This is a genomic window from Enterobacter sp. 03-F-07-AD-ECC, assembly GCF_047530935.1.
GTDB lineage: Bacteria > Pseudomonadota > Gammaproteobacteria > Enterobacterales > Enterobacteriaceae > Enterobacter > Enterobacter cloacae.
The window spans coordinates 88,536-112,161 of record NZ_JBLKBZ010000011.1 but is presented as its reverse complement, the minus strand read 5'-3'; the positions used below and the strand labels follow the sequence as shown (position 1 = coordinate 112,161).

Annotated in this window: 20 protein-coding genes; 13 read left to right on the top strand and 7 right to left on the bottom strand. The window is 56.6% G+C overall.

Annotated features, from left to right (window positions below; translation table 11 throughout):
- Positions 1 to 3 precede the first annotated feature (3 nt).
- Both ACMWKA_RS16930 and ACMWKA_RS16925 read right to left on the bottom strand, forming a co-directional pair.
- Positions 4 to 492, bottom strand: a complete 489-nt coding sequence (locus tag ACMWKA_RS16930) for a PilN domain-containing protein (protein ID WP_048972496.1) — start codon at positions 490 to 492, stop codon at positions 4 to 6.
- Complete coding sequence (locus ACMWKA_RS16925) at positions 489 to 1,265, bottom strand: DNA utilization protein HofM (protein WP_414760441.1); 777 nt, start codon at positions 1,263 to 1,265, stop codon at positions 489 to 491. Before ACMWKA_RS16925 ends, ACMWKA_RS16930 begins: the two co-directional genes overlap by 4 nt.
- 120 nt (positions 1,266 to 1,385) lie before the next feature.
- Between ACMWKA_RS16925 and mrcA the strand changes: the two genes are divergently transcribed.
- Positions 1,386 to 3,938, top strand: a complete 2,553-nt coding sequence (gene mrcA / locus ACMWKA_RS16920) for a peptidoglycan glycosyltransferase/peptidoglycan DD-transpeptidase MrcA (protein WP_013099079.1) — start codon at positions 1,386 to 1,388, stop codon at positions 3,936 to 3,938.
- An 82-nt stretch (positions 3,939 to 4,020) separates the two neighbouring features.
- Here mrcA and nudE read toward each other — a convergent pair whose 3' ends face one another.
- The gene (gene nudE / locus ACMWKA_RS16915; RefSeq protein ID WP_029882167.1) at positions 4,021 to 4,581 is read right to left on the bottom strand and encodes an ADP compounds hydrolase NudE; all 561 of its coding nucleotides are present in this window, start codon (positions 4,579 to 4,581) and stop codon (positions 4,021 to 4,023) included.
- A 325-nt stretch (positions 4,582 to 4,906) separates the two neighbouring features.
- Here nudE and ACMWKA_RS16910 point away from each other — a divergent pair, with 325 nt between their 5' ends.
- The 4 genes from ACMWKA_RS16910 (at position 4,907) to hslO (ending at position 9,092) form a co-directional block, all read left to right on the top strand.
- The gene (locus tag ACMWKA_RS16910; protein WP_013099081.1) at positions 4,907 to 7,045 is read left to right on the top strand and encodes an intracellular growth attenuator family protein; all 2,139 of its coding nucleotides are present in this window, start codon (positions 4,907 to 4,909) and stop codon (positions 7,043 to 7,045) included.
- A 62-nt stretch (positions 7,046 to 7,107) separates the two neighbouring features.
- Positions 7,108 to 7,791: a GMP/IMP nucleotidase gene (yrfG, locus tag ACMWKA_RS16905; RefSeq protein WP_013099082.1), complete on the top strand. Its 684-nt coding sequence runs from the start codon at positions 7,108 to 7,110 to the stop codon at positions 7,789 to 7,791.
- Positions 7,788 to 8,189, top strand: a complete 402-nt coding sequence (gene hslR, locus ACMWKA_RS16900) for a ribosome-associated heat shock protein Hsp15 (RefSeq protein ID WP_013099083.1) — start codon at positions 7,788 to 7,790, stop codon at positions 8,187 to 8,189. The genes yrfG and hslR overlap by 4 nt, the downstream gene beginning before the upstream one ends.
- 24 nt (positions 8,190 to 8,213) lie before the next feature.
- Entirely contained in the window at positions 8,214 to 9,092 is an 879-nt protein-coding gene (hslO, locus tag ACMWKA_RS16895; protein ID WP_013099084.1) for an Hsp33 family molecular chaperone HslO, read from the top strand.
- 35 nt (positions 9,093 to 9,127) lie between these two features.
- Here hslO and ACMWKA_RS16890 read toward each other — a convergent pair whose 3' ends face one another.
- Positions 9,128 to 10,876 (bottom strand): DUF4153 domain-containing protein, encoded by a 1,749-nt coding sequence (locus ACMWKA_RS16890; protein ID WP_129327958.1) that lies wholly within the window; start codon positions 10,874 to 10,876, stop codon positions 9,128 to 9,130.
- Positions 10,877 to 11,211: 335 nt separating this feature from the next.
- On the opposite strand from ACMWKA_RS16890, the gene pckA reads away from it, so the two are divergent.
- Entirely contained in the window at positions 11,212 to 12,831 is a 1,620-nt protein-coding gene (pckA, locus tag ACMWKA_RS16885) for a phosphoenolpyruvate carboxykinase (ATP) (protein ID WP_414760440.1), read from the top strand.
- 96 nt (positions 12,832 to 12,927) lie between these two features.
- Here the strand turns inward: pckA and envZ are convergent, their stop codons facing one another.
- Positions 12,928 to 14,274 carry a two-component system sensor histidine kinase EnvZ gene (gene envZ, locus ACMWKA_RS16880; RefSeq protein WP_029882169.1) on the bottom strand — a complete coding sequence of 449 codons (1,347 nt, stop codon included), beginning with the start codon at positions 14,272 to 14,274 and terminating at the stop codon, positions 12,928 to 12,930.
- Positions 14,271 to 14,990 (bottom strand): two-component system response regulator OmpR, encoded by a 720-nt coding sequence (gene ompR, locus ACMWKA_RS16875; protein ID WP_006177890.1) that lies wholly within the window; start codon positions 14,988 to 14,990, stop codon positions 14,271 to 14,273. Before ompR ends, envZ begins: the two co-directional genes overlap by 4 nt.
- A gap of 232 nt (positions 14,991 to 15,222) precedes the next feature.
- Between ompR and greB the strand changes: the two genes are divergently transcribed.
- From greB to feoC, 5 genes are all read left to right on the top strand, one after another.
- Positions 15,223 to 15,696: a transcription elongation factor GreB gene (gene greB / locus ACMWKA_RS16870; protein WP_013099090.1), complete on the top strand. Its 474-nt coding sequence runs from the start codon at positions 15,223 to 15,225 to the stop codon at positions 15,694 to 15,696.
- 86 nt (positions 15,697 to 15,782) lie between these two features.
- A complete protein-coding gene (locus ACMWKA_RS16865; RefSeq protein WP_343482594.1) occupies positions 15,783 to 18,113 on the top strand; it encodes a Tex family protein in 2,331 nt (776 codons plus the stop codon).
- A gap of 334 nt (positions 18,114 to 18,447) precedes the next feature.
- Entirely contained in the window at positions 18,448 to 18,675 is a 228-nt protein-coding gene (gene feoA / locus ACMWKA_RS16860) for a ferrous iron transporter A (RefSeq protein ID WP_010436417.1), read from the top strand.
- A gap of 30 nt (positions 18,676 to 18,705) precedes the next feature.
- The gene (feoB, locus tag ACMWKA_RS16855; protein ID WP_029882174.1) at positions 18,706 to 21,024 is read left to right on the top strand and encodes a Fe(2+) transporter permease subunit FeoB; all 2,319 of its coding nucleotides are present in this window, start codon (positions 18,706 to 18,708) and stop codon (positions 21,022 to 21,024) included.
- An 8-nt stretch (positions 21,025 to 21,032) separates the two neighbouring features.
- Complete coding sequence (feoC, locus tag ACMWKA_RS16850) at positions 21,033 to 21,272, top strand: [Fe-S]-dependent transcriptional repressor FeoC (RefSeq protein WP_013099093.1); 240 nt, start codon at positions 21,033 to 21,035, stop codon at positions 21,270 to 21,272.
- On the opposite strand, the gene bioH is transcribed toward feoC, so the two are convergent.
- A complete protein-coding gene (gene bioH / locus ACMWKA_RS16845; protein ID WP_262812393.1) occupies positions 21,244 to 22,026 on the bottom strand; it encodes a pimeloyl-ACP methyl ester esterase BioH in 783 nt (260 codons plus the stop codon). The two genes, feoC and bioH, sit on opposite strands and share 29 nt — an antisense overlap.
- Before the next feature lie 35 nt (positions 22,027 to 22,061).
- Between bioH and gntX the strand changes: the two genes are divergently transcribed.
- Both gntX and nfuA read left to right on the top strand, forming a co-directional pair.
- Entirely contained in the window at positions 22,062 to 22,745 is a 684-nt protein-coding gene (gene gntX / locus ACMWKA_RS16840; RefSeq protein WP_414760439.1) for a DNA utilization protein GntX, read from the top strand.
- A gap of 61 nt (positions 22,746 to 22,806) precedes the next feature.
- Positions 22,807 to 23,382: a Fe-S biogenesis protein NfuA gene (gene nfuA / locus ACMWKA_RS16835; RefSeq protein WP_013099096.1), complete on the top strand. Its 576-nt coding sequence runs from the start codon at positions 22,807 to 22,809 to the stop codon at positions 23,380 to 23,382.
- The last annotated feature ends 244 nt before the right edge of the window (positions 23,383 to 23,626 follow it).

Below are 23,626 nucleotides of genomic sequence, written 5' to 3'. Positions count from 1 at the left end.
ACGTTACCCCTGGCCTGTGAGCTGAAAAGTGAACATCCAGCGCCCGTGATTATCCTGCCGTATCTCCCCTGCTGACCCTGGGGTAAAACCCGCTATTTGTCGCAGAGCATCACCCATTACCGACAGGGCGGGCAGTGCTGAGGCATAGCCGTTAATCATCAAAGAGGGCGGTTGGTAACGAAGCTCAGTGAACCAGGCCTGCGCCGGAATGGCATCGGAGAGTGACGCCAGCACCGGGTGCCACGCCATTCGCTGTGGCTGGCGCGTGGGAGCGGGTGTGGCAAGAGGTAGACGAGAAGACAGCGCGCGCTGCACGGTCTGCATGCCCGCCAGTTCAGCCTGTAGGGCGTGCAGTTTCAGGTGGGCGTGCATGCTCAGACTGAAGACCGTTGCCAGCGTCAGAATACAGGTGGCCGCAGACAGCCCTCCCCAGAATCGCACGCGGCGCGCGCGTCGTTGCTGTCGCCACGGAAGAAGATTGGTCATGCTCATTCAGGCACCTCGCTCATGGCCAGCGCCAGCGCGACGGCATAATCGGCACCGCACTCCGGCAGCGGGGGCTGACAGCGAGAGACGATCTCCCACGGGTCGCGCTGGCTATCAAACAGCGCGATATCGTCCGGCGCGAGAGCCAGCAGTGCCGCCAGTTCAGCCACGCTTTTGGCCTCGGTAGCGAAGCGGCGCCCCCACTGGTGGCGCATTGCCCACAACCACTGATGTTCGTCTCGCCACGCGACACACTGCGCCGGTGCCACCGCAGGAAGAAAATTTGCCAGCGCGCTGGCATCCGGGGTAATCGTCACCAGCCGTAAATGCAGCGTTTTCGCGAGCGTCAGTAGTGTTTCAACCTCTTTGTTTTGCGCAGCGGTGACATGAAATGTGTTGCTGAACGTGTCCTGTGCGTAATCGAAGCACAGCGCATCAGGGGACATCTCCAGCTCACGCGAGAGCGCAGCCCCTAGCCAGGAGAGCTGTTCGCTGTCGCGCAGGGCGATAGCCGGGCGGGGCAACGATCTTTGCAGGGTACGCGCCGCCGGAAATGAGAGAAACACCCGGTGCTGATGCGGCAACGTACGCCGCCAGCCGCGTAATGCGTCAAGCAATTGTTCTGGCTGACAAATTTTCCCGTCGAGGATGATGCCTTCCGTCAGCGGTATCGCCCACCAGCGGCGCAGACACCAGCTGAGACGCTCACGAACCAGCGCGACAATCAGCACCCTATCTTGTTGAATATGAACGCCCGTTTGCCATGTTTTGAAAGCCATGCTTCACGATCTCCTTATCGCCCGTCGCCGTGACGGCTATATCAATGAATCAGGCTTGCCTTTATACTACCGCGCGATTGTTTAGAAACTGCCCAAGTGAAACCAGATGGGAAATCTCCGGTGAAGTTCGTAAAGTATTTATTAATCCTTGCAGTGTGTTGCATTCTGCTGGGAGCAGGCTCGATTTATGGTTTGTACAAATATATTGAGCCGCAGCTACCTGATGTCGCTACGCTTCGTGATGTGCGGCTCCAGATCCCAATGCAGGTCTACAGCGCCGACGGCGAGCTGATGGCGCAGTACGGCGAAAAACGCCGTATCCCGCTGACCTTAAACCAAATTCCCCCTGTGATGGTGAAGGCCTTCATCGCCACAGAGGACAGCCGTTTTTACGAGCACCACGGCGTTGACCCGGTGGGGATTTTCCGTGCCGCAAGCGTTGCGCTGTTCTCCGGGCATGCCTCTCAGGGGGCAAGTACTATTACGCAGCAGCTGGCGCGTAACTTCTTCCTCAGCCCTGAAAAGACGCTGATCCGTAAGATAAAAGAGGTGTTCCTCGCGATCCGTATTGAGCAGTTGCTGAGTAAAGACGAAATCCTTGAGCTTTACCTCAACAAGATCTATCTCGGTTATCGCGCCTATGGCGTGGGTGCTGCGGCACAGGTGTACTTCGGCAAGCCCGTGGAGCAACTGACCTTAAGCGAAATGGCGACCATTGCCGGCCTGCCTAAAGCCCCGTCCACGTTTAACCCGCTCTACTCGCTCGATCGCGCCACCGCACGTCGCAATGTCGTTCTGTCACGTATGCTGAGCGAAGGCTACATCAGCCAGAGTGAATATGAGCAGGCACGCAACGATGTCATCGACGCCAACTACCATGCGCCGGAGATCGCCTTCTCTGCCCCGTATCTGACCGAAATGGTTCGCCAGGAAATGGTCAGCCGTTATGGGGATAAGGCCTATGAAGATGGTTATCGCGTATACACCACGGTTACCCGTAAAGGGCAGCAGGCAGCACAGGATGCGGTGAGAAATAACGTGATGGACTACGATATGCGTCACGGCTATCGCGGCCCGTCCAACGTGCTGTGGAAGGTGGGCGAAAGCGCCTGGGACAGTAAAAAAATCACCAGTACGCTGAAAGCGCTGCCTACCTACGGCCCGCTGCTGCCTGCGGTGGTGACACAGGCCACGCCTCAGGAAGCCGTTGCAACGCTTGCGGATGGCACCTCAGTCTCCTTACGCATGGACGGGATCCGCTGGGCGCGTCCGTACCGCTCTGACACCTTACAGGGACCAACACCACGCAAAGTGACCGATGTCGTACAAACCGGACAACAAATCTGGGTGCGTCAGGTGGGCGATGCCTGGTGGCTGGCGCAGGTGCCAGACGTCAACTCCGCGCTGGTCTCCATTAACCCGCAAAACGGTGCCGTGCTGGCGCTGGTGGGTGGGTTTGATTTCAACCAGAGCAAATTCAACCGCGCGACGCAGGCGCTGCGTCAGGTCGGTTCGAATATCAAACCGTTCCTCTACACGGCGGCGATGGATAAAGGCTTAACGCTTGCCAGTATCCTCAATGACGTGCCGATCTCTCGCTGGGATGCCGGTGCCGGTTCCGACTGGCAGCCGAAGAACTCGCCGGCGGAATACGCAGGTCCTATTCGCCTTCGTCAGGGGCTGGGTCAGTCGAAAAACGTGGTGATGGTGCGTGCAATGCGTGCGATGGGCGTCGATTACGCGGCAGAGTATCTGCAACGTTTTGGCTTCCCGGCACAGAACATCGTGCGCACCGAATCGCTGGCGTTAGGCTCGGCATCGTTCACGCCGCTGCAAGTGGCGCGGGGGTATTCGGTCATGGCCAACGGCGGCTTCCTGATCGACCCGTACTTCATCAGTAAAATCGAAAACGACCAGGGCGGTGTGCTGTTCGAAGCGAAACCGAAAATTGCCTGTGCGGAGTGCGATATCCCGGTGATTTACGGCAATACGCCGAAGTCTGACGTGCTTGAAAACAAGGACATGGAAGATGTCGCCGTGTCGCAGGAGCAGCCGAACGGCGTGGTGCCGCAGCCACAGCTGGAACAGGCAAACCAGGCGCTGGTGGCGCAGAGCGGTGCGCAGGAGTATGCCCCGCATGTGATCAACACCCCGCTGTCATTCCTGATCAAGAGCGCGTTGAATACCAACATCTTCGGTGAACCGGGCTGGCAGGGTACCGGCTGGCGTGCCGGGCGTGATTTACAGCGCCACGATATCGGCGGTAAAACCGGGACCACCAACAGCTCGAAAGATGCCTGGTTCTCCGGCTACGGCCCGGGCGTGGTGACCTCGGTCTGGATCGGCTTTGACGATCACCGCCGCGATTTAGGCCGCACCACGGCGTCTGGCGCGATCAAAGATCAGATTTCCGGCTACGAAGGCGGGGCCAAAAGTGCGCAACCGGCCTGGGATGCCTATATGAAATCCGTTCTTGAGGGCGTGCCGGAGCAGCCGCTGACGCCACCGCCGGGCGTGGTCACGGTCAATATCGACCGCAGCACCGGGCAGTTAGCCAACGGTGGCAATAGCCGTGAGGAGTATTTCATCGAAGGTACGCAGCCAACCACGCAGGCGGTACATGAGGTGGGTACAGAGATTATTGATAACGGCGAGACGCACGAGCTGTTCTGACAACAAAGCAAAACGGCAACCTCGGGTTGCCGTTTTTGTGTTTGCTCCCTCTCCCGTGGAAGAGGGTTGGGGCATCAGGCCACTACAGCCGCCCCTGCCCCTTCAGCCATTCCCGCACCAGGAACAGCGCGCTCACGTTACGCGCCTCATTGAAGTCAGGATCTTCCAGCAAATCCATCAGGTGCGCCAGTGGCCAGCGAACCTGGGGCAGCGGCTCCGGCTCGTCACCTTCCAGCGATTCAGGGTAAAGATCTTCAGCAACCACAATGTTCATTTTGCTGGAAAAATAGGAGGGAGCCATGCTCAGCTTTTTCAGGAACGATAGCTCTTTCGCGCCAAACCCAACCTCTTCTTTCAACTCGCGGTTTGCTGCTTCAAAGACCGTTTCACCGGGGTCAATAAGCCCTTTCGAGAAACCCAGTTCATAAGATTCCGTGCCCACTGCATACTCGCGGATCAAAATCAGATGGTCATCAACAATGGGGATGATCATCACCGCTTCACGCGATGAGGGGCGCATACGTTCATAAACGCGACGCACGCCGTTGCTGAACTCCAGGTCCACACTTTCGACATTAAACAGCCGGGATTTCGCGACAGTTTCAACACTCAGAATGGTGGGTTTTTGTAGTGGTTTGCTCATCTTGACGGGTCTTTGAAGTGTGAACTGACTTTATTGTGCGATACGCCGCACGGTTTCGGCAATGTCAATTGTTCTTTATTTACATTTGTGCAACCTGACAGGAATCAATCCTCAAATCAAAACAAATGTCAAGAGGTTGAAATGTTTCCAGGAATTTGCTGATATCGCGCCATGACAGGCTTTGCTATCATCATCGGTCACTGGGATGCGCTGCAGAATGCTCAAGTTCGACTCCATGCTTGCCGATAGCCAACCACAGACTCTCATTCATTGTTAAAGGTGCACTGACTACACCTGTAAGAAGATAAAGTAAGATGGGGAAAGCATGAGCACCATTTTGATCGTTCTCGCTGCTATGCTGGCCGGCGCTTTAGTTGCAGGGTGGGTATACAGGCGTCGCGTACAGCGTCGTTTCAGGCTGCCCTTTTTAACGGCCTTTGCCGGTGCCACAACGCGTAAACTCACGCAAGAAGAGCGCGATGCTGTTGAGAACTATCTCGAAACCCTCAACCGTTCCCAGTTAACGCCCGGGCCAACGGGGGCTACGGCTGCGCCTGTCACCCTCAATCTGAACGCACAAAGCGACACCGTGCTCTGCGTGACGCGCTCCATCACCCGTTATGGCATCACGACTGACGATCCCAATAAATGGCGTTACTACCTCGACTCCGTTGAAGTGCATCTGCCTCCCTCCTGGGAGCAGTACATTAATGACGAAAACAGCGTTGAGCTTATCCATACCGATTCGCTGCCGCTGGTCATCTCCCTGAACGGCCATACGCTGAATGAATATATTCATGAAGCACCGCGCTTTGCGCTGGAACGCGCGAGTTCAAAGCAGGCCTCCATTCGCGGTGAAGAGACCGAGCAAATTGAACTGCTGAACATTCGTCAGGAGACTCATGAAGAGCACGCCCTGAGTCGTCCGGATGGCATTCGCGAGGCGGTCCTGATTGTGGCCGCCTTCCTGCTCTTTTTCTTCTGTCTGTTGACGCCGGATGTGTTTGTCCCGTGGCTCGCGGGCGGTGCGCTGCTGCTGTTAGCCGCCGGGCTGTGGGGGCTGTTTGCGCCTCCGGCCAAAACCTCTTTGCGTGAAATTCACTGCCTGCGCGGCACCCCTAAGCGCTGGGGCCTGTTCGGTGAGAACGATCAGGAACATATCAACAATATCTCCCTCGGGATTATTGACCTTATCTATCCGCGCCACTGGCAGCCATGGATTGCACAGGATTTGGGGCATAAAACCGATATTGATATCTACCTTGACCGCCATGTTGTGCGTCAGGGGCGCTTCCTCTCCCTGCACGATGAAGTGAAAAACTTCCCGCTTCAGCACTGGCTACGCAGTACGGTTATCGCCGGGGGCGCAGCGCTGGTCTTTGCTCTGTTGCTGCTGTTCGTGCCGCTGGATATGCCCATCAAATTCACCCTGTCGTGGATCAAAGGGGCACAAACCGTAGAAGCCACCAGCGTTAAGCAGCTGGATGACGCTGGCGTGCGGGTGGGTGATACGCTCCGTCTGAAGGGTACCGGGATGTGTAACATCCACACCCCAGGGGCCTGGAATACCCGTCAGAACTCGCCGTTCATGCCGTTCGACTGCTCGCAAATCGTCTGGAACGATGCGCCGCCGTTGCCGCTGCCGGAATCAGATGTCGTCAATAAAGCCACTGCGCTCACCCAGACGCTCAACCGCCAGCTGCACCCGAAAACCGATGATGATTCACGCGTCAGCCCTGCCCTGCGTTCTGCCATTCAGAAATCCGGAATGGTACTGCTGGATGACTTTGGCGAAATCGTATTGAAAACGCAGGATTTATGTTCAGCACAGGATGAGTGCGTTCGCCTTAAAAATGCGCTCGTGAACCTGGGTAACAGCAAAGACTGGGACTCGCTGGTGAAGCGCGCCGAAGCGGGTCGTCTGGACGGGGTGAACGTGCTACTGCGCCCAGTGAGTGCCGAATCGCTGGATAACCTGGTGGCGACCTCTACCGCGCCGTTTGTGATGCGTGAAACCACCCGTGCGGCCCAGGCGCTGAATAGCCCGGCGCCTGGCGGTTTTGTGATTGTCAGCGATGAAGGCAGCGATCTGGTCGATCAGCCTTATCCGCAGATTGCCCTGTACGACTACCCGGCTCAGGAACAATGGGGGCAGTTCCAGCGTCTGGCGCAGATGCTGATGCAAACGCCATTCAGTGCCGAAGGGATTGTGACCAGTATCTTTACCGATGCCAACGGTACGCGCCATATCGGCCTGCACCGGATGCCTGACAGCGCGGGTTTATGGCGTTATATCGGTACATCACTGCTGATGATCGCCATGCTGGTGTCTATTTTCTGGAACGGCATTATGGCCCTGCGCCGTTACCAGCGTTCGCGCACCCGGCTTGCTGAGATCCAGCAATACTACGAAAATTGCCTTAATCCTAAGCTGGTCCCCTCCTCTGAGAGCCTGATCGGATAACATCGCTGCGCGACAAGTTGTGCTACCCTGTCGCGCACGTTTCTTCTGGCTGGAGTTCCCCTATGCATCTTGATATCGCCTGGCAGGAGGTAGATACCGTCCTGCTGGATATGGACGGCACGCTGCTCGATCTCGCCTTTGATAATTACTTCTGGCAAAAGCTGGTCCCGGAGACCTATGGCGAACAGCAGGGTATCTCCCCGGCAGAAGCGCAGGAATTCATTCGTTCGCAATATAGCGCGGTGCAACATACGCTAAACTGGTACTGTCTGGACTACTGGAGCGAACGCCTCGGTTTGGATATTTGTGCCATGACCACCGCCCAGGGCCCGCGCGCCGTACTGCGTGAGGACACCGTGCCCTTCCTGGATGCGCTGAAAGCAAGCGGCAAGCGCCGTATTTTGCTGACCAACGCCCATCCGCATAATCTGGCCGTGAAGCTGGAACATACGGGTCTTGCGTCACACCTTGATTTATTACTTTCCACCCACACATTTGGTTATCCGAAAGAGGATCAGCGGTTGTGGCATGCGGTGAAGGAAGAGACCGGTTTACAGCCGGAACGCACGCTGTTCATTGATGACAGCGAGCCCATTCTGGATTCCGCCGCGGCGTTTGGCATTCGCTACTGCCTGGGCGTGACCAATCCTGACTCCGGTCTGGCGGACAAAAGCTATCTGCGGCATCCGGGGCTGGGTGACTATCGTCAGATGATCCCCTCACTGACCGTGAAGGAGACGCCATGAAAGAAAAACCCTCAGATGGGGTAAGACTGGATAAATGGCTGTGGGCAGCCCGTTTTTATAAAACGCGCGCCCTTGCCCGCGAGATGATTGACGGCGGAAAGGTGCATTACAACGGCCAGCGTAGCAAGCCGAGTAAGCTGGTTGAACTGAATGCCACCTTAACGCTGCGTCAGGGCAACGATGAACGAACGGTGGTGATTAAAGCCATTACCGAACAACGACGGCCCGCATCTGAAGCCGTACAGCTTTATGAAGAGACGGCTGAGAGCATTGAAAAGCGCGAAAAGACCGCGCTGGCGCGCAAAATGAATGCGCTGACCATGCCCCACCCGGACCGGCGACCGGATAAAAAAGAGCGCCGCGATCTGATGAAATTTAAACACGGTGAGACCGAGTAACCCTCACCTGCACGAGAGACTATTATGGCCCAACACGACCAATTACACCGCTATCTGTTTGAACAATTCGCCGTGCGTGGCGAGCTGGTCACCGTATCCGAAACCTGGAAACAGATTCTGGAAAACCACAACTACCCGCTGCCGGTGAAAACCCTGTTGGGCGAACTGCTGGTTGCCACCAGCCTGCTGACCGCCACGCTGAAGTTTGCCGGTGATATCACCGTGCAGCTGCAGGGTGATGGCCCGATGTCGCTGGCCGTGATCAACGGTAACAATCAGCAGCAGATGCGCGGCGTCGCGCGCGTTCAGGGCGACGTTCCTGAAAATGCCGACCTGAAAACGCTGGTGGGGAATGGCTACCTGGTGATCACCATCTCCCCGGAAGAAGGTGAACGCTATCAGGGCGTGGTCGGTCTGGAAGGCGATACCCTGGCCGCCTGTCTGGAAGATTACTTCATGCGTTCAGAACAGCTGCCAACTCGCCTGTTCATCCGTACCGGTGAAGTAGACGGGCAACCCGCTGCAGGCGGTATGCTGCTGCAGGTTCTGCCCGCACAGGATGCGCAGACCAATGATTTTGAGCACCTGGCGACGCTGACCGAAACCATCAAGGCGGAAGAGCTGTTCAACCTGTCGGCGACCGATGTGCTGTGGCGTCTGTATCATGAAGAAGAGGTGACGGTTTACGATCCACAAGCCGTGGAGTTTAAGTGCACCTGTTCACGTGAACGCTGCGCTGGCGCACTGAAAACCCTGCCGGATGAAGAGATCGACAGCATTATGGCTGAAGACGGTGAAATCGATATGCACTGTGACTACTGCGGTACGCACTATGTGTTCAACTCGATGGATATCGCTGAGATCCGCAACAACGCCTCTCCGGCGGATCCGCAGGTTCACTGATTCATAAAGCAACGGCTCCACAAGGAGCCGTTTTGTTAACGCACCAGTGCATTATCGTAGTTTATCTCTACGCGTTCACCGAAGATCTCAATATCCGCCCACGGCTTCACAACGGGTTTTACCTTCCCCTGCTGCACTGCGCGTTCCAGCTCTTCCCGTGATAAACCATCAGGCATTTTCCAGGTATCGCCTGCCAGCTTCCAGCCGGTACCGGTTTGCGTGTACACCACAATCGTGCGGTCGCTAAACTGATAAATCACCGCTTCAGGCTTGCCGTCGCCATTCAGATCCAGCGACATCAGTAAGCAGGTTTTCCGCTCGCGACTGCAGGAATCAAATCGGTACAGGTTATTCAGCATCGCCTGCCATAACCCCTTGTCGGGGGGAGACGTACCCGGTGCGAGTGTGAACTGCTTCTCAAGCATCCCGGCTGTCATCTTCCCTGCTCCGTCCCGGTTTCCGCTGAGAAGGCCGTACAGCTCACGCTGGCGCTTTGGCTCAGCCATAAACTGCCGATCGTATTGCAGCGTCTGCATGGCTTCGCGTCCCTTACGCCCGCTGTTGCTGAGCATATACAGGCTGACCTGATCCGCGTTGATGCGCCCGTCATGATAACGGGACATGTGGCTTTCAACGCTGATACGCCACGGATCAAGCACCGGCGTATGAATCAGGATCAGGAGAATAAGCGCAAGTAACCCCGTTAGCGGGATAACGGACGCCTGCAGCTTTTGTGCCTGGCGGCGACAGAAGACAACGCTTATGCAAAATCCTACCGCCCAGACCAGCGCTACCAGCGTAATGAGCACGCCATACAGACGCTCCGGCGACCAGCCATATTGCGAAATGCGCAGCCATAACGCCCACCCTGCTAACACCGGATAGGCGGGAACGATAGCGATGGCGAGACGAACCATCCCGTTGAGAAGCGCATAGTAAGGTAGCGTCTGACGCTGCGGATGCCAGACAATCGTCACCAGAAAAAGGAGCAGTAGCGCTAAGGCGGTCAGCAGGCCCGCCGCGGATATCCGTGCTGAAATGGCCTCAAAGCCCATCACGGGCAATGCGCCAATAAACAGCAGGGCTAAGGCCGCCATCAGAGGCAACAGGCCAGTGGCGATCAGGGTAAGCAGATTTTGTAATGCGCGCATCAAGCGCACCTGCATACGCGCCAGCACGGCGACACTGGCAGAAACCACGCCAATCGCCACTGAAATAAACCAGTCAGACTGGAAGAAAAGGCGATCAAAAAACTGAATGCCAATGAGTTTGAAGAGTTCAGCCCAGAGGAAAAGCACCAGCCAGAAGAGGCCGTTGGAGATAAAAATAGTGAGTATAGTCAGCGCGTTGTGCCAGTGCTTATCGTAAAAATCACTGTAGAACGAGGCCGTCGTCGCAGGCGACAGACGCCTTTGCAGCCATGGCAACATCAATAGCATCATCAACAGAAGATGAAAGCCCCAGACAAGCACGGCCTCTTTAATTTCCCAGTGTTCAAGCCCGGACACGCTCCACTTAAGCCAGGCCCCCATACCGGCGACAACAGCGCCAACGATCGCGAGCGCCAGCCAGAGTAACGGTTTTCTGAATGACGTCACGGAAAGCGCGACAGTGGCGGTCATCGCCACCGTTGCAGGCATCACGCACAAAGACCACACCGTATCGGATGGCAATTTCGCATACGCGATGTACTCGCTAATCCCGTAGCAAATCAGCCCCTGTAAAGCGCCCACCAGCACGATGGCCAGGCGCGTTGAAGGGGATAACGTTTCACTGTTTTCCATCTCTCATCCCTTTTCCAGAAAAGCGTATTGTTTCATCAATCCGCGGACGACATGAATCGTTTTCATACTGTAACCCTTACGTAATTTTCTTACGTGTATGCGATTACATTCACATTCTTTCCGATAAAATCACCAGCCATTAACCTTTTCGGAACATTTTCCCCAACAAAAAAGCGATTCCTGCGATAATCCGCCTGCCCTGTGACTGGAGTCGCAGCGTTTTCCGTTAGTAAGGGTTTTGACCAGATACGTAAATCTATGAGCCCCGTCGCGGTTAACAACCTCAGAAAAACCCTACAATTTCAGGCAGTACATATTGGCTAAGGAGCAGTGATATGCGTGTTACTGGTTTAACCCCGCAAGATCTCAAGGCTTATGGTATTCACGACGTCCAGAAAATCGTCTACAACCCCGATTACGATACGCTGTATCAGGAAGAGCTCAATCCAGCACTGGAAGGATACGAGCGAGGTGTGTTGACTAACCTTGGTGCTATCGCCGTCGATACCGGTATCTTTACCGGTCGTTCGCCGAAAGATAAGTATATCGTCCGAGACGAAACCACCCGCGACACGCTGTGGTGGGCTGACAAGGGCAAAGGGAAGAACGATAACAAACCGCTCTCCCCGGAAACCTGGCAGCATCTGAAAGGGCTCGTCACCCAACAACTTTCCGGCAAGCGTCTGTTCATTGTCGACGCTTTCTGCGGCGCTAACGCCGACACCCGTCTTTCCGTGCGTTTTATCACCGAAGTGGCCTGGCAGGCGCATTTCGTGAAAAACATGTTTATTCGTCCAACCGACGAAGAGCTGCAGACGTTCAAACCCGATTTCATCGTGATGAACGGTGCCAAATGCACCAACCCACAGTGGCAAGAGCAGGGCCTGAACTCCGAGAACTTTATCGCCTTTAACCTGACCGAGCGTATCCAGCTGATTGGCGGTACCTGGTACGGCGGCGAGATGAAGAAAGGCATGTTCTCGGTCATGAACTACCTGCTGCCGCTGCGCGGTATCGCCTCTATGCACTGCTCAGCGAACGTCGGTGAAAAAGGGGATGTGGCGGTGTTCTTCGGCCTGTCCGGCACCGGTAAAACCACCCTGTCTACCGATCCAAAACGTCGGCTGATTGGGGATGACGAGCATGGCTGGGATGACGACGGCGTGTTTAACTTCGAAGGCGGTTGCTACGCGAAGACCATTCGTCTGTCTGAAGAAGCTGAGCCGGATATCTTCCATGCCATCCGCCGCGATGCGCTGCTGGAAAACGTCACCGTACGTGCCGACGGCTCTATCGACTTCGACGACGCATCCAAAACCGAAAACACCCGCGTTTCCTACCCGATCTACCACATCGACAACATTGTGAAACCGGTGTCGAAAGCAGGTCATGCGACGAAGGTGATTTTCCTGACGGCGGATGCGTTCGGCGTGCTGCCGCCGGTTTCCCGCCTGACCGCCAGCCAGACGCAGTATCATTTCCTCTCCGGTTTTACCGCCAAACTGGCGGGCACCGAGCGGGGCGTGACGGAGCCAACCCCAACGTTCTCCGCCTGCTTCGGCGCGGCCTTCCTGTCGCTGCACCCGACGCAGTACGCAGAAGTGCTGGTAAAACGCATGCAGGCCTCCGGGGCGCAGGCGTACCTGGTTAACACCGGCTGGAACGGTACCGGCAAGCGTATCTCCATCAAAGATACCCGCGCCATTATCGACGCCATTCTGGATGGTTCTCTGGATAACGCTGAAACCTTCACCCTGCCGATGTTTGATCTGGCTATTCCAACGGCGCTGCCGGGCGTGGATACGCATATCCTTGACCCGCGTAACACCTACGGTTCCCCGGAACAGTGGCGTGAGAAAGCGGAAACGCTGGCGAAGCTGTTTATTGAGAACTTCGAGAAGTATACCGATACCCCGGCGGGTGAAGCGCTGGTGAGTGCGGGACCGAAGCTGTAGGTAAAAGCAAAAAGGCAACGAAAGTTGCCTTTTTTAATGGTTTCTCCCTCTCCCCATGGGAGAGGGCCGGGGTGAGGGCATCAGGCCGCACCCCGATTAACCCTCTTTCACCTGCCCCCGCGTCACCGGCACAGGCAACCAGGCGCGAATGCTCAACCCACCCCGCTCGCTGGTACCAATCTCCAGCAACCCGTTATGGTTATCAACAATACGCTGCACAATCGCCAGGCCTAAACCGGTTCCGCTGGTGCTGCGCGCGCTGTCGCCGCGCACAAACGGCTGGAACAGATGCTTACGCTGCTCGGGCTTGATACCCGGACCGTCATCTTCCACCTGGAACCAGGCGCGGTTGAGTTCCGATCCGCTGCTGACTTTAATCCAGCCATTACCGTAGCGGGCCGCATTCACCACCATATTTGCCACCGCGCGCTTGATGGAGAGCGGGTGCATACGAACCTGAATTTCACCGGCCTGAAGGTCGGTATCAATCTCACGCTCGTAGCCGCTTTCAGCCGCCACCACTTCGCCCAGCACCGCGTTCAGGTCAGCCATCTCCATCGGCATCTCCTGCCCGGTACGCAGGTAGTCAATGAACTGCTCAATGATGGCGTTACACTCTTCGATATCCTTGTTGATGGACTCGGCGAGATAACCGTCCTCTTCGCCCATCATCTCCGTCGCCAGTCGGATACGCGTGAGTGGCGTACGCAGATCATGGCTGACGCCCGCCATCAGCAGCGTACGGTCATCCGCCAGCTGTTTGACGCCAGCCGCCATATGATTAAACGCGCGCGTCACCGAACGCACCTCCGATGCGCCATATTCACGTAGCGGCGGCGGAATGATCCCTTTACCGACCTGGAGCGCAGCGTGTTCCAGGTCGACCAGCGGTCGGTTCTGTATACGGATAAACAGCCACGCGCCGCCTATCGCTAACAGCATGATGGCAAGGGTGTAGCGGAACAGCGGCGAGAAGTCGCCCTGGTGGATTTCGGTCAGCGGAACGCGCACCCAGATATTGGGCGACAGCCAGGTTTTCAGCCAGACGACCGGCGAGCTTTTGTTGACCTCAACACGCACCTCCGTCGGGCCCCCCAGCTGCTGCGCCATCTGCTGGCTGAGGAATTCATAGTGCTGCGCCCAGCGCAGACCTGCGTCTTCCGCCGCTTCATTCGAATAGAGCGAAATGCCCAGTTCACGGTAGATTTCACGGCGAAACGCCGGAGGAACCACTAACTGCGTGCCGTCCTCCAGCTGCAGTTTATCGGTCATCAGCATACGCACTTCGTACGCGAGGACCTTATTAAACTGCTGAAGGCTCGGCAGGATCGCAAAGTTCAGCACCACCAGGTAGGTTGTCACCAGGCTGACAAACAGCAAGGTGACAATCAAAAGCAGGGTACGGGCAAACGAGCTTCGCGGTGAGAAGCGCATTCGCCTCATGCTTTAGCGCCGTCCGGGACGAACACGTAGCCCAGACCCCATACGGTCTGAATATAACGAGGATGCGCCGGATCTTCTTCCACCATGCGGCGCAGACGAGAGATCTGCACGTCGATGGAACGTTCCATTGCCGAGTATTCACGGCCGCGCGCCAGGTTCATCAGCTTGTCACGGGAGAGCGGCTCACGCGGGTGGCTGACCAGCGCTTTCAGTACCGCGAACTCGCCGCTGGTGAGCGGCATTGGCTCGTCTTCACGGAACATCTCACGCGTACCGAGGTTCAGCTTGAACTTCCCGAACGCAATCACCGCTTCTTCCTGCGACGGTGCGCCTGGCAGTTCGTTCGCCTGACGGCGCAGCACGGCCCGAATACGCGCCAGCAGTTCACGCGGGTTAAACGGTTTAGGAATGTAGTCGTCAGCGCCAATTTCGAGGCCCACGATACGGTCGACCTCTTCCCCTTTCGCCGTCACCATAATGATTGGCATGGGGTTGCTCTGGCTGCGCAGGCGGCGGCAGATAGAGAGCCCGTCTTCGCCCGGCAGCATCAGGTCGAGGACCATCAGATGGAAGGATTCACGGGTCAGCAGGCGGTCCATCTGCTCGGCGTTCGCGACGCTACGAACCTGGAAGCCCTGCTCGGTCAGATAACGTTCCAGCAGCGCACGCAGGCGCATGTCGTCATCCACGACCAGAATTTTGTAGTTCTCTTGCATTGTGTGTACTCCCAAAGGTTCGGATAGTCTAATAACAGCGTATTCTAAAAAAGTGCACGGGTTCGACCAGCGAATTCTGGTATAAATTCTAGTCGAAATTGTTACAAAGCATATTTAACAGCAGCTTATCTGCACAATTCATCACATAAATGATTATTAACGCTGTCTGAGAGACTACGTGATACGTAATGTGCGCAATGTTTGCAATGAAGTCGAGTCTGAAGGTCACAGTATGAAAACGCCCCTGATCACCCGCGAAGGGTACGAAAAACTCAAAAAAGAGATGGATTACCTGTGGCGCGAAGAGCGTCCGGAAGTGACCAAAAAAGTCACCTGGGCGGCAAGCCTGGGCGACCGCAGCGAAAATGCTGACTACCAGTACAACAAAAAGCGGCTGCGTGAGATCGACCGTCGGGTACGCTATCTGACCAAATGTCTCGAGAATCTTAAAATTGTCGATTATTCACCGCAGCAGGAGGGCAAAGTCTTCTTCGGCGCGTGGGTAGAGATCGAGAATGATGATGGCAATACCCTGCGCTTTCGCATTGTCGGGTACGACGAAATTTTTGGACGTAAGGATTACATCTCCATCGACTCGCCGATGGCCCGCGCGCTGCTGAAAAAGGAGGTGGGTGATTTAGCCGTCGTCCAGACGCCTGCCGGAGAAGCGAGCTGGTACGTCAATGAGATCACCTACGTAAAATAGTCCGAGAGCGCCCTCCACGGCTGGCATTTTACCGTGTCAGCCCGTATAACTATCCCCTGATTTTTGACCCACAAGATGATAAAGCCATGATGAAAGATTCGCTCTGCCGCATTATTGCGGGTGAACTTCAGGCCAGAGCCGAACAGGTAGAAGCTGCCGTTCGCCTGCTTGATGAAGGGAACACCGTGCCGTTTATTGCACGTTATCGTAAGGAAGTCACCGGCGGTCTGGATGACACGCAGCTGCGTAACCTGGAGACCCGTCTGGGCTACCTCCGTGAACTGGAAGACCGCCGTCAGGCAATCCTCAAATCCATCGGCGAACAGGGCAAACTGACCAGCGATCTGGAAAAGGCCATTAACGGCACCCTGAGCAAAACTGAACTCGAAGACCTCTATCTGCCCTACAAACCGAAGCGCCGTACGCGCGGGCAGATTGCAATTGAAGCAGGTCTGGAGCCGCTGGCCGAGCTGCTGTGGAACGAACCGTCACACGACCCGGAAACCGAAGCGGCCAAATTTATCGACGCTGACAAAGGCGTGGCAGACACCAAAGCGGCCCTTGATGGCGCACGCTACATTCTGATGGAGCGCTTCTCCGAGGATGCCGCCCTGCTCTCCCGTGTGCGTGATTATCTGTGGAAGAACGCCCACATCGTCTCTACCGTGGTGGCAGGCAAAGAAGAGGAAGGCGCGAAATTCCGCGACTACTTCGATCACCACGAACCGATTTCAACCGTGCCTTCTCACCGTGCGCTTGCCATGTTCCGCGGCCGTAATGAAGGCGTGCTGCAGCTCTCTCTCAACGCCGACCCGCAGTTTGATGAGCCGCCAAAAGAGAGCCACTGCGAGCAGATCATCACCGATCACCTCGGCCTGCGCCTGAATAACGCCCCGGCAGACAACTGGCGTAAAGGCGTGGTGAGCTGGACGTGGCGCATTAAGGTGCTGATGCACCTCGAAACCGAACTGATGGGCACCGTGCGCGAGCGTGCGGAAGACGAAGCAATCAACGTCTTTGCCCGTAACCTGCATGATCTGCTGATGGCCGCACCTGCTGGCCTGCGTGCGACCATGGGTCTCGATCCGGGTCTGCGTACCGGCGTAAAAGTGGCGGTGGTTGACGGTACCGGCAAGCTGGTGGCAACCGACACCATTTACCCGCATACCGGTCAGGCGGCGAAGGCTGCTGTAGTGGTGGCCGCACTGTGCGAGAAATATAACGTTGAGCTGGTGGCTATCGGCAACGGTACGGCCTCCCGCGAAACCGAACGTTTCTACCTCGACGTGCAGAAACAGTTCCCGAAAGTGACGGCGCAGAAAGTGATCGTCAGCGAGGCCGGGGCGTCCGTCTATTCTGCGTCAGAGCTGGCGGCCCAGGAGTTCCCGGACCTGGACGTCTCCCTGCGCGGTGCGGTCTCTATCGCCCGTCGTCTGCAGGATCCGCTGGCGGAACTGGTGAAGATCGACCCGAAATCCATCGGTGTGGGCCAGTATCAGCACGACGTGAGCCAGACGCAACTGGCGCGTAAGCTGGATGCGGTGGTGGAAGATTGCGTAAACGCCGTGGGCGTGGACCTGAACACCGCCTCCGTTCCTCTGCTGACCCGCGTTGCAGGCTTAACCCGCATGATGGCGCAGAACATCGTTGCCTGGCGTGATGAGAACGGTCAGTTCCAGAACCGCCAGCAGTTGCTGAAGGTAAGCCGTCTGGGGCCGAAAGCGTTTGAGCAGTGTGCGGGCTTCCTGCGCATCAACCACGGCGATAACCCGCTGGATGCGTCAACCGTTCACCCGGAAGCCTACCCGGTGGTTGAGCGCATACTGGCAGCGACCCAGCAGGCACTCAAAGACCTGATGGGCGACAGCAACGCGCTGCGCAACCTGAAAGCGGTCGATTTCACCGACGAGCAGTTCGGCGTGCCGACCGTGACCGACATCATCAAAGAGCTGGAAAAACCGGGCCGCGATCCGCGTCCTGAGTTCAAAACCGCGACCTTTGCCGACGGCATCGAGACCATGAACGACCTGCTGCCGGGCATGGTGCTGGAAGGCGCCGTCACCAACGTCACTAATTTTGGCGCTTTTGTCGATATCGGCGTGCATCAGGATGGCCTGGTGCATATCTCATCGCTCGCCGATAAGTTCGTTGAAGATCCTCATACGGTGGTCAAAGCGGGCGATATCGTGAAGGTGAAAGTGCTGGAAGTGGACCTGCAGCGCAAGCGAATCGCCCTGACCATGCGTCTGGACGAGCAGCCAGGTGAAACCAACGCGCGCCGCGGCAGTAACGGCGGTGGCCGTGAGCAGCAGCGCCCTGCCGCTAAAGGCGCGAAGCCGCGCGGGCGTGATGCGCAGCCAGCGGGTAACAGCGCAATGATGGATGCGCTGGCGGCCGCGATGGGTAAGAAACGCTAAGGTTGTAAATGCCCCTCACCCTAACCCTCTCCCCAAAGGGGAGAGGGAACTTGAACACCCTCTCCCTGTGGGAGAGGGCCGGGGTGAGGGGACAAATTATATCGCAAGAGATGAAACCGATTGCATATCCATATTTAAACCACCATTTATCACTCCGTTAACAAATACATTTATTATTCCCTGCCCCGTAATTCAGCAAATATTGAGCAAGGTCAAACAGGCCGTAAATTAATACGCTTAACAACATTCCGTCACAGTTTTCATATTGCTGATAAAAACTATTCTCATTATCATCCCATAGTAGATAATTTAACCTTCCGTGGAATCAGGCATTATGCAATTCACTCCAGACAGTGCATGGAAAATTACCGGTTTTACCCGCGAAATTAGCCCGGCCTATCGGCAAAAGCTGCTGTCGCTGGGCATGCTCCCCGGCTCGTCATTCCAGGTAGTGCGCGTGGCCCCGTTAGGTGATCCCGTTCATATCGAAACCCGGCGCGTGAATCTGGTACTGCGTAAAAAAGACCTCGCATTAATTGAAGTCGAAGCCTTATCACAATAACAAGCCAGCGGTTTCAGTGAGTCGAAAACAATGAAAAAATTAACTATTGGCTTAATTGGCAATCCTAATTCCGGCAAGACAACGTTATTTAACCAGCTCACCGGTGCACGCCAGCGTGTGGGTAACTGGGCGGGCGTAACGGTTGAACGTAAAGAAGGCCAGTTCACCACGACAGACAATCAAGTCACCCTGGTGGATCTGCCCGGCACCTACTCCTTAACCACCATTTCGTCACAAACCTCGCTCGATGAGCAGATTGCCTGTCACTATATTCTGAGTGGCGATGCGGACCTGTTAATCAACGTGGTCGATGCATCTAACCTGGAGCGTAACCTCTATCTGACGCTGCAGCTGCTCGAGCTGGGGATCCCCTGCATTGTGGCGCTCAACATGCTCGACATCGCAGAGAAACAAAAGCTGCGTATCGACGTCGACGCCCTCTCCGCGCGTCTGGGCTGCCCGGTAGTGCCGCTGGTTTCTACCCGTGCCCGCGGAATTGACGCACTGAAGCTGGCCATTGACCGCCACGCGGGCAACGCCGACGTTGAGCTGGTGCACTATGCGCAACCGCTTCTGCGCGAAGCCGGTCTGCTGGCGCAGGAGATGGACAACAGCATGCCCGCCAGACAGCGCCTGTGGCTCGGCCTGCAGATGCTGGAAGGCGATATCTACAGCCGCGCCTATGCGGGCCATGCCGCAGACAAACTGGACGTGGCGCTGGCGCGTCTGAGCGATGAGCTCGATGACCCGGCCCTGCACATCGCCGACGCGCGCTATCAGGCCATCGCCGCCATTTGCGACGTGGTCAGTAATGCCCTGACGGCTGAGCCAAGCCGCTTTACGGCCGCCGTGGACAAGATTGTGCTTAACCGCTTCCTCGGTTTGCCGATCTTTTTACTGGTCATGTACCTGATGTTCCTGCTCGCCATTAACATCGGTGGCGCGCTACAGCCTATTTTCGATGCTGGTTCTGTGGCGATATTTGTCCACGGTATTCAGTGGCTGGGCTACACCCTGCACTTCCCGGAATGGCTGACCATTTTCCTCGCCCAGGGGATCGGTGGTGGTATCAACACCGTTCTGCCGCTGGTACCGCAAATCGGCATGATGTACCTGTTCCTCTCGTTCCTAGAGGACTCCGGTTACATGGCGCGTGCGGCTTTCGTGATGGATCGTCTGATGCAGGCCCTGGGTCTGCCAGGTAAATCCTTCGTCCCGCTGATTGTCGGCTTCGGCTGTAACGTGCCGTCGGTAATGGGTGCGCGCACGCTTGATGCGCCCCGCGAACGTCTGATGACCATCATGATGGCGCCATTTATGTCCTGCGGGGCTCGACTGGCTATCTTTGCGGTCTTTGCCGCGGCCTTCTTTGGTCAGGAAGGGGCACTGGCGGTCTTCTCGCTGTATGTGCTGGGCATCGTGATGGCGATCCTGACCGGGCTCATGCTTAAACACACCATCATGCGTGGGGAAGCGTCGCCGTTTGTGATGGAACTGCCGGTGTATCACGTGCCGCATCTGAAAAGCCTGGCGATCCAGACCTGGCAGCGCCTGAAAGGTTTTGTGCTGCGCGCCGGTAAAGTGATTGTTATCGTCAGCATCTTCCTGAGCGCGCTGAACAGTTTCACCCTGAGCGGGCAGGCGGCGGATAACATCAACGACTCCGCCCTCGCCTCCGTGAGCCGCGTCATTACCCCGGTGTTTAAACCGATTGGCGTGCATGAAGACAACTGGCAGGCGACCGTTGGCCTGTTCACCGGCGCGATGGCAAAAGAGGTGGTGGTCGGCACCCTGAACACGCTTTACACCGCTGAGAATATCCAGGAAGAAGAGTTTAACCCGGCAGCGTTCCACCTCGGTGATGAACTGCTCGGCGCGGTGGAAGAGACCTGGCAGAGCCTGAAAGACACCTTCAGCCTGAGCGTACTGGCGAACCCTATTGAAGCCAGCAAGGGCGACGGCGAAATGGCCACCGGTGCCATGGGCGTGATGAGCGAGAAATTTGGCAGCGCGTCAGCGGCCTACAGCTACCTCATCTTTGTCCTGCTCTATATTCCGTGCATCTCGGTGATGGGGGCGATAGCCCGTGAGTCCAGCCGCGGCTGGATGGGGTTCTCCATCCTGTGGGGCTTAAACATCGCCTACTCGCTGGCGACGCTCTTTTACCAGACCGTTAACTTCAGCCAGCATCCGCGCTACAGCCTGGTCTGCATCCTGGCGGTTGTGCTGTTTAACGTGCTCGTTCTCGGTCTGCTACGCCGGGCACGCAGCCGCGTCGATATCAACCTGCTGGCAAACCGTAAAACCGCCGCGACCTGCTGCAACAGCCCGGCGGGCGACTGTCACTAGGGGGAGCCATGGCATCGTTGATTCAGGTTCGTGATTTACTGGCGTTGCAGGGGCGTATGGAGGCAAAACAGCTGAGCCTCAGCCTGCATACGCCGCAGCCGATGATCGATGCCATGCTGGAAAGACTGGAAGCGATGGGGAAAGCCATACGTATTCAGGAAGAGCCGGACGGTTGTCTGTCCGGCAGTTGTAAACATTGCCCGGAAGGGAAAGCCTGTCTCAGGGAGTGGTGGGCACTTCGTGACTGAAGGCGATCAACGCTGAACAAAACTCGTCAGGATGCGAGATAAACGGCGCATGAGCCGCTTTGGCGATTGTCAGCGATTGACTCTCTGGCCACAGTTCATCCAGCAGTGGCACCACTTTGCGTGGAACCAGCCCATCCAGATAACCATAAATGCGCAGGTGCGGCACCGCCAGCGCGGTCAGCGGCTCACGCAGGTCGACCGTTTTCAGTAATTCGAGTCCCCCGTTCAGTACCTCCACATCCGGCATCGGCAGCGACAGCACGGTCTGCTTCAGCAGACGAGCATCCTTACGGGCGCTCTCTGTCCCCATCGTCTGCAGGGCCAGGAAGCGTTCTACCGTTCGCTGGTAATCTTCGCTCAACTGCCGCTGGAAGTTGCTCAGTACGTCCGGCTTAATACCCGGCCACTCCTCCTGCGCACTGAAGTTCGGCGACGAGGCCACCGTTACCAGCGCCTGCACGCGTTCAGGGTTCGTTAATGCAACCTCACTTGCCACCAGCCCGCCCAGACTCCAGCCGAGCCAGATGGCCTGTTGCGGTGCGGCGGCCAGAACCTGCTGCGCCATTTCGTCAAGCGACATCGCCCCATAGCCCCGGCTGCGGCCAAAACCGGGTAAATCCACCAGATGCAGCGTGAAATGCGAGGCAAGTTCCTCATTTACGCAATGCCATACTTCCGCATTCAGTCCCCATCCGTGCAGCAGCACAAGATGGCGATTTCCCGTCCCTACGGTCTGCCACCACAGCGTCTTCATCAGTTACTGTTCTCTTTTTTACATGGAGGTTGTCTATGCTAACAGTGCCCGGCTTGTGCTGGCTATGTCGAATGCCACTTGCGCTGAGCGCGTGGGGAGTCTGTTCCGTCTGCACGCGTTCGCTGGCAAGTAGTATCACGACCTGCCCGCAGTGCGGTTTACCGGCGTACAGTCCACAGTTTCCCTGCGGTCGCTGCCTGAAGAAGCCACCACCGTGGAGCGCCCTGGTGGCGGTCGATGATTACGTTCCACCGTTAAGCAGGCTTATCCACGCGCTGAAGTTTTCCGGCCAGATTGCGCTGGCTCGCCCTCTCGCCTGCCTGTTATTGCTGGCGGTGTTGCAGGCACGGCGCACGCGCGCGCTGCCGAAAGTGGATATGGTGCTGAATGTGCCCTTATACCGGCGCCGTCACTGGCGACGCGGCTACAACCAGAGCGACCTACTCTGTCGCCCGCTCGCCCGGTGGCTCGGCTGTCAGTACCCTGCCGCTGCGCTGACGCGCCGCCATGCCACCGCCATTCAGCATCAGCTGAGCGCCCGGCTTCGCAAAAGGAACCTCAAAAACGCCTTTCGCCTTGAATTCGCCGTCAAAGGGCTCCATATCGCGATTGTGGATGATGTCGTCACCACAGGCAGTACCGTTGCTGAACTTTCCCGACTGCTTTTGCAAAGCGGCGCCGCGTCGGTTCAGGTATGGTGTCTGTGCCGTACCTTGTAGCCCTTCTCCAATGGGCGTATGATTATACCCAGGTAATTTAGTCAACTATTAGGCCAAAGCTATGATCCGTATTTCCGATTCTGCACAAGCGCACTTTGCCAAACTGCTGGCAAATCAGGAAGAAGGGACGCAGATCCGCGTGTTTGTGATCAATCCAGGCACTCCGAATGCAGAATGTGGTGTCTCCTATTGTCCGCCAGACGCGGTGGAAGCAACTGACACTGCCCTTAAATTTGACCAGCTCACGGCATATGTTGATGAGCTGAGCGCGCCGTATCTTGAAGATGCGGAGATCGACTTCGTCACCGACCAGCTGGGCTCGCAGCTGACGCTGAAAGCGCCAAACGCCAAAATGCGTAAAGTATCTGACGATGCCCCGCTGATGGAGCGCGTAGAGTATCTGCTGCAATCCCAGATCAACCCGCAGCTGGCCGGTCACGGTGGTCGCGTTTCCCTGATGGAAATCACCGACGAAGGCTACGCAATTCTGCAGTTTGGCGGCGGCTGTAACGGTTGCTCCATGGTCGATGTGACCCTGAAAGAAGGGATCGAGAAGCAGCTGCTGAACGAGTTCCCGGAACTGAAAGGCGTGCGTGACCTGACCGAACACCAGCGCGGCGAGCACTCTTACTACTGATTCATTGCCCGTCTGTATTGCCCGGTGGCGCTGCGCTTACCGGGCCTACAAAAATAGTGCGGTCTGATGCCCTCACCCCGCCCCTCTCCCACGGGAGAGGGTGAAAACATTAAAAACGGTAACCTTGCGGTTACCGTTTTGCGTTTACCTCCATATGTTGACCTGCGTCTCATAATTTAAATTTTGCCCTCCAGGGTGATTCTCAATCACGTCATGTTACCCGTATCATTCTCATGGGCACTAA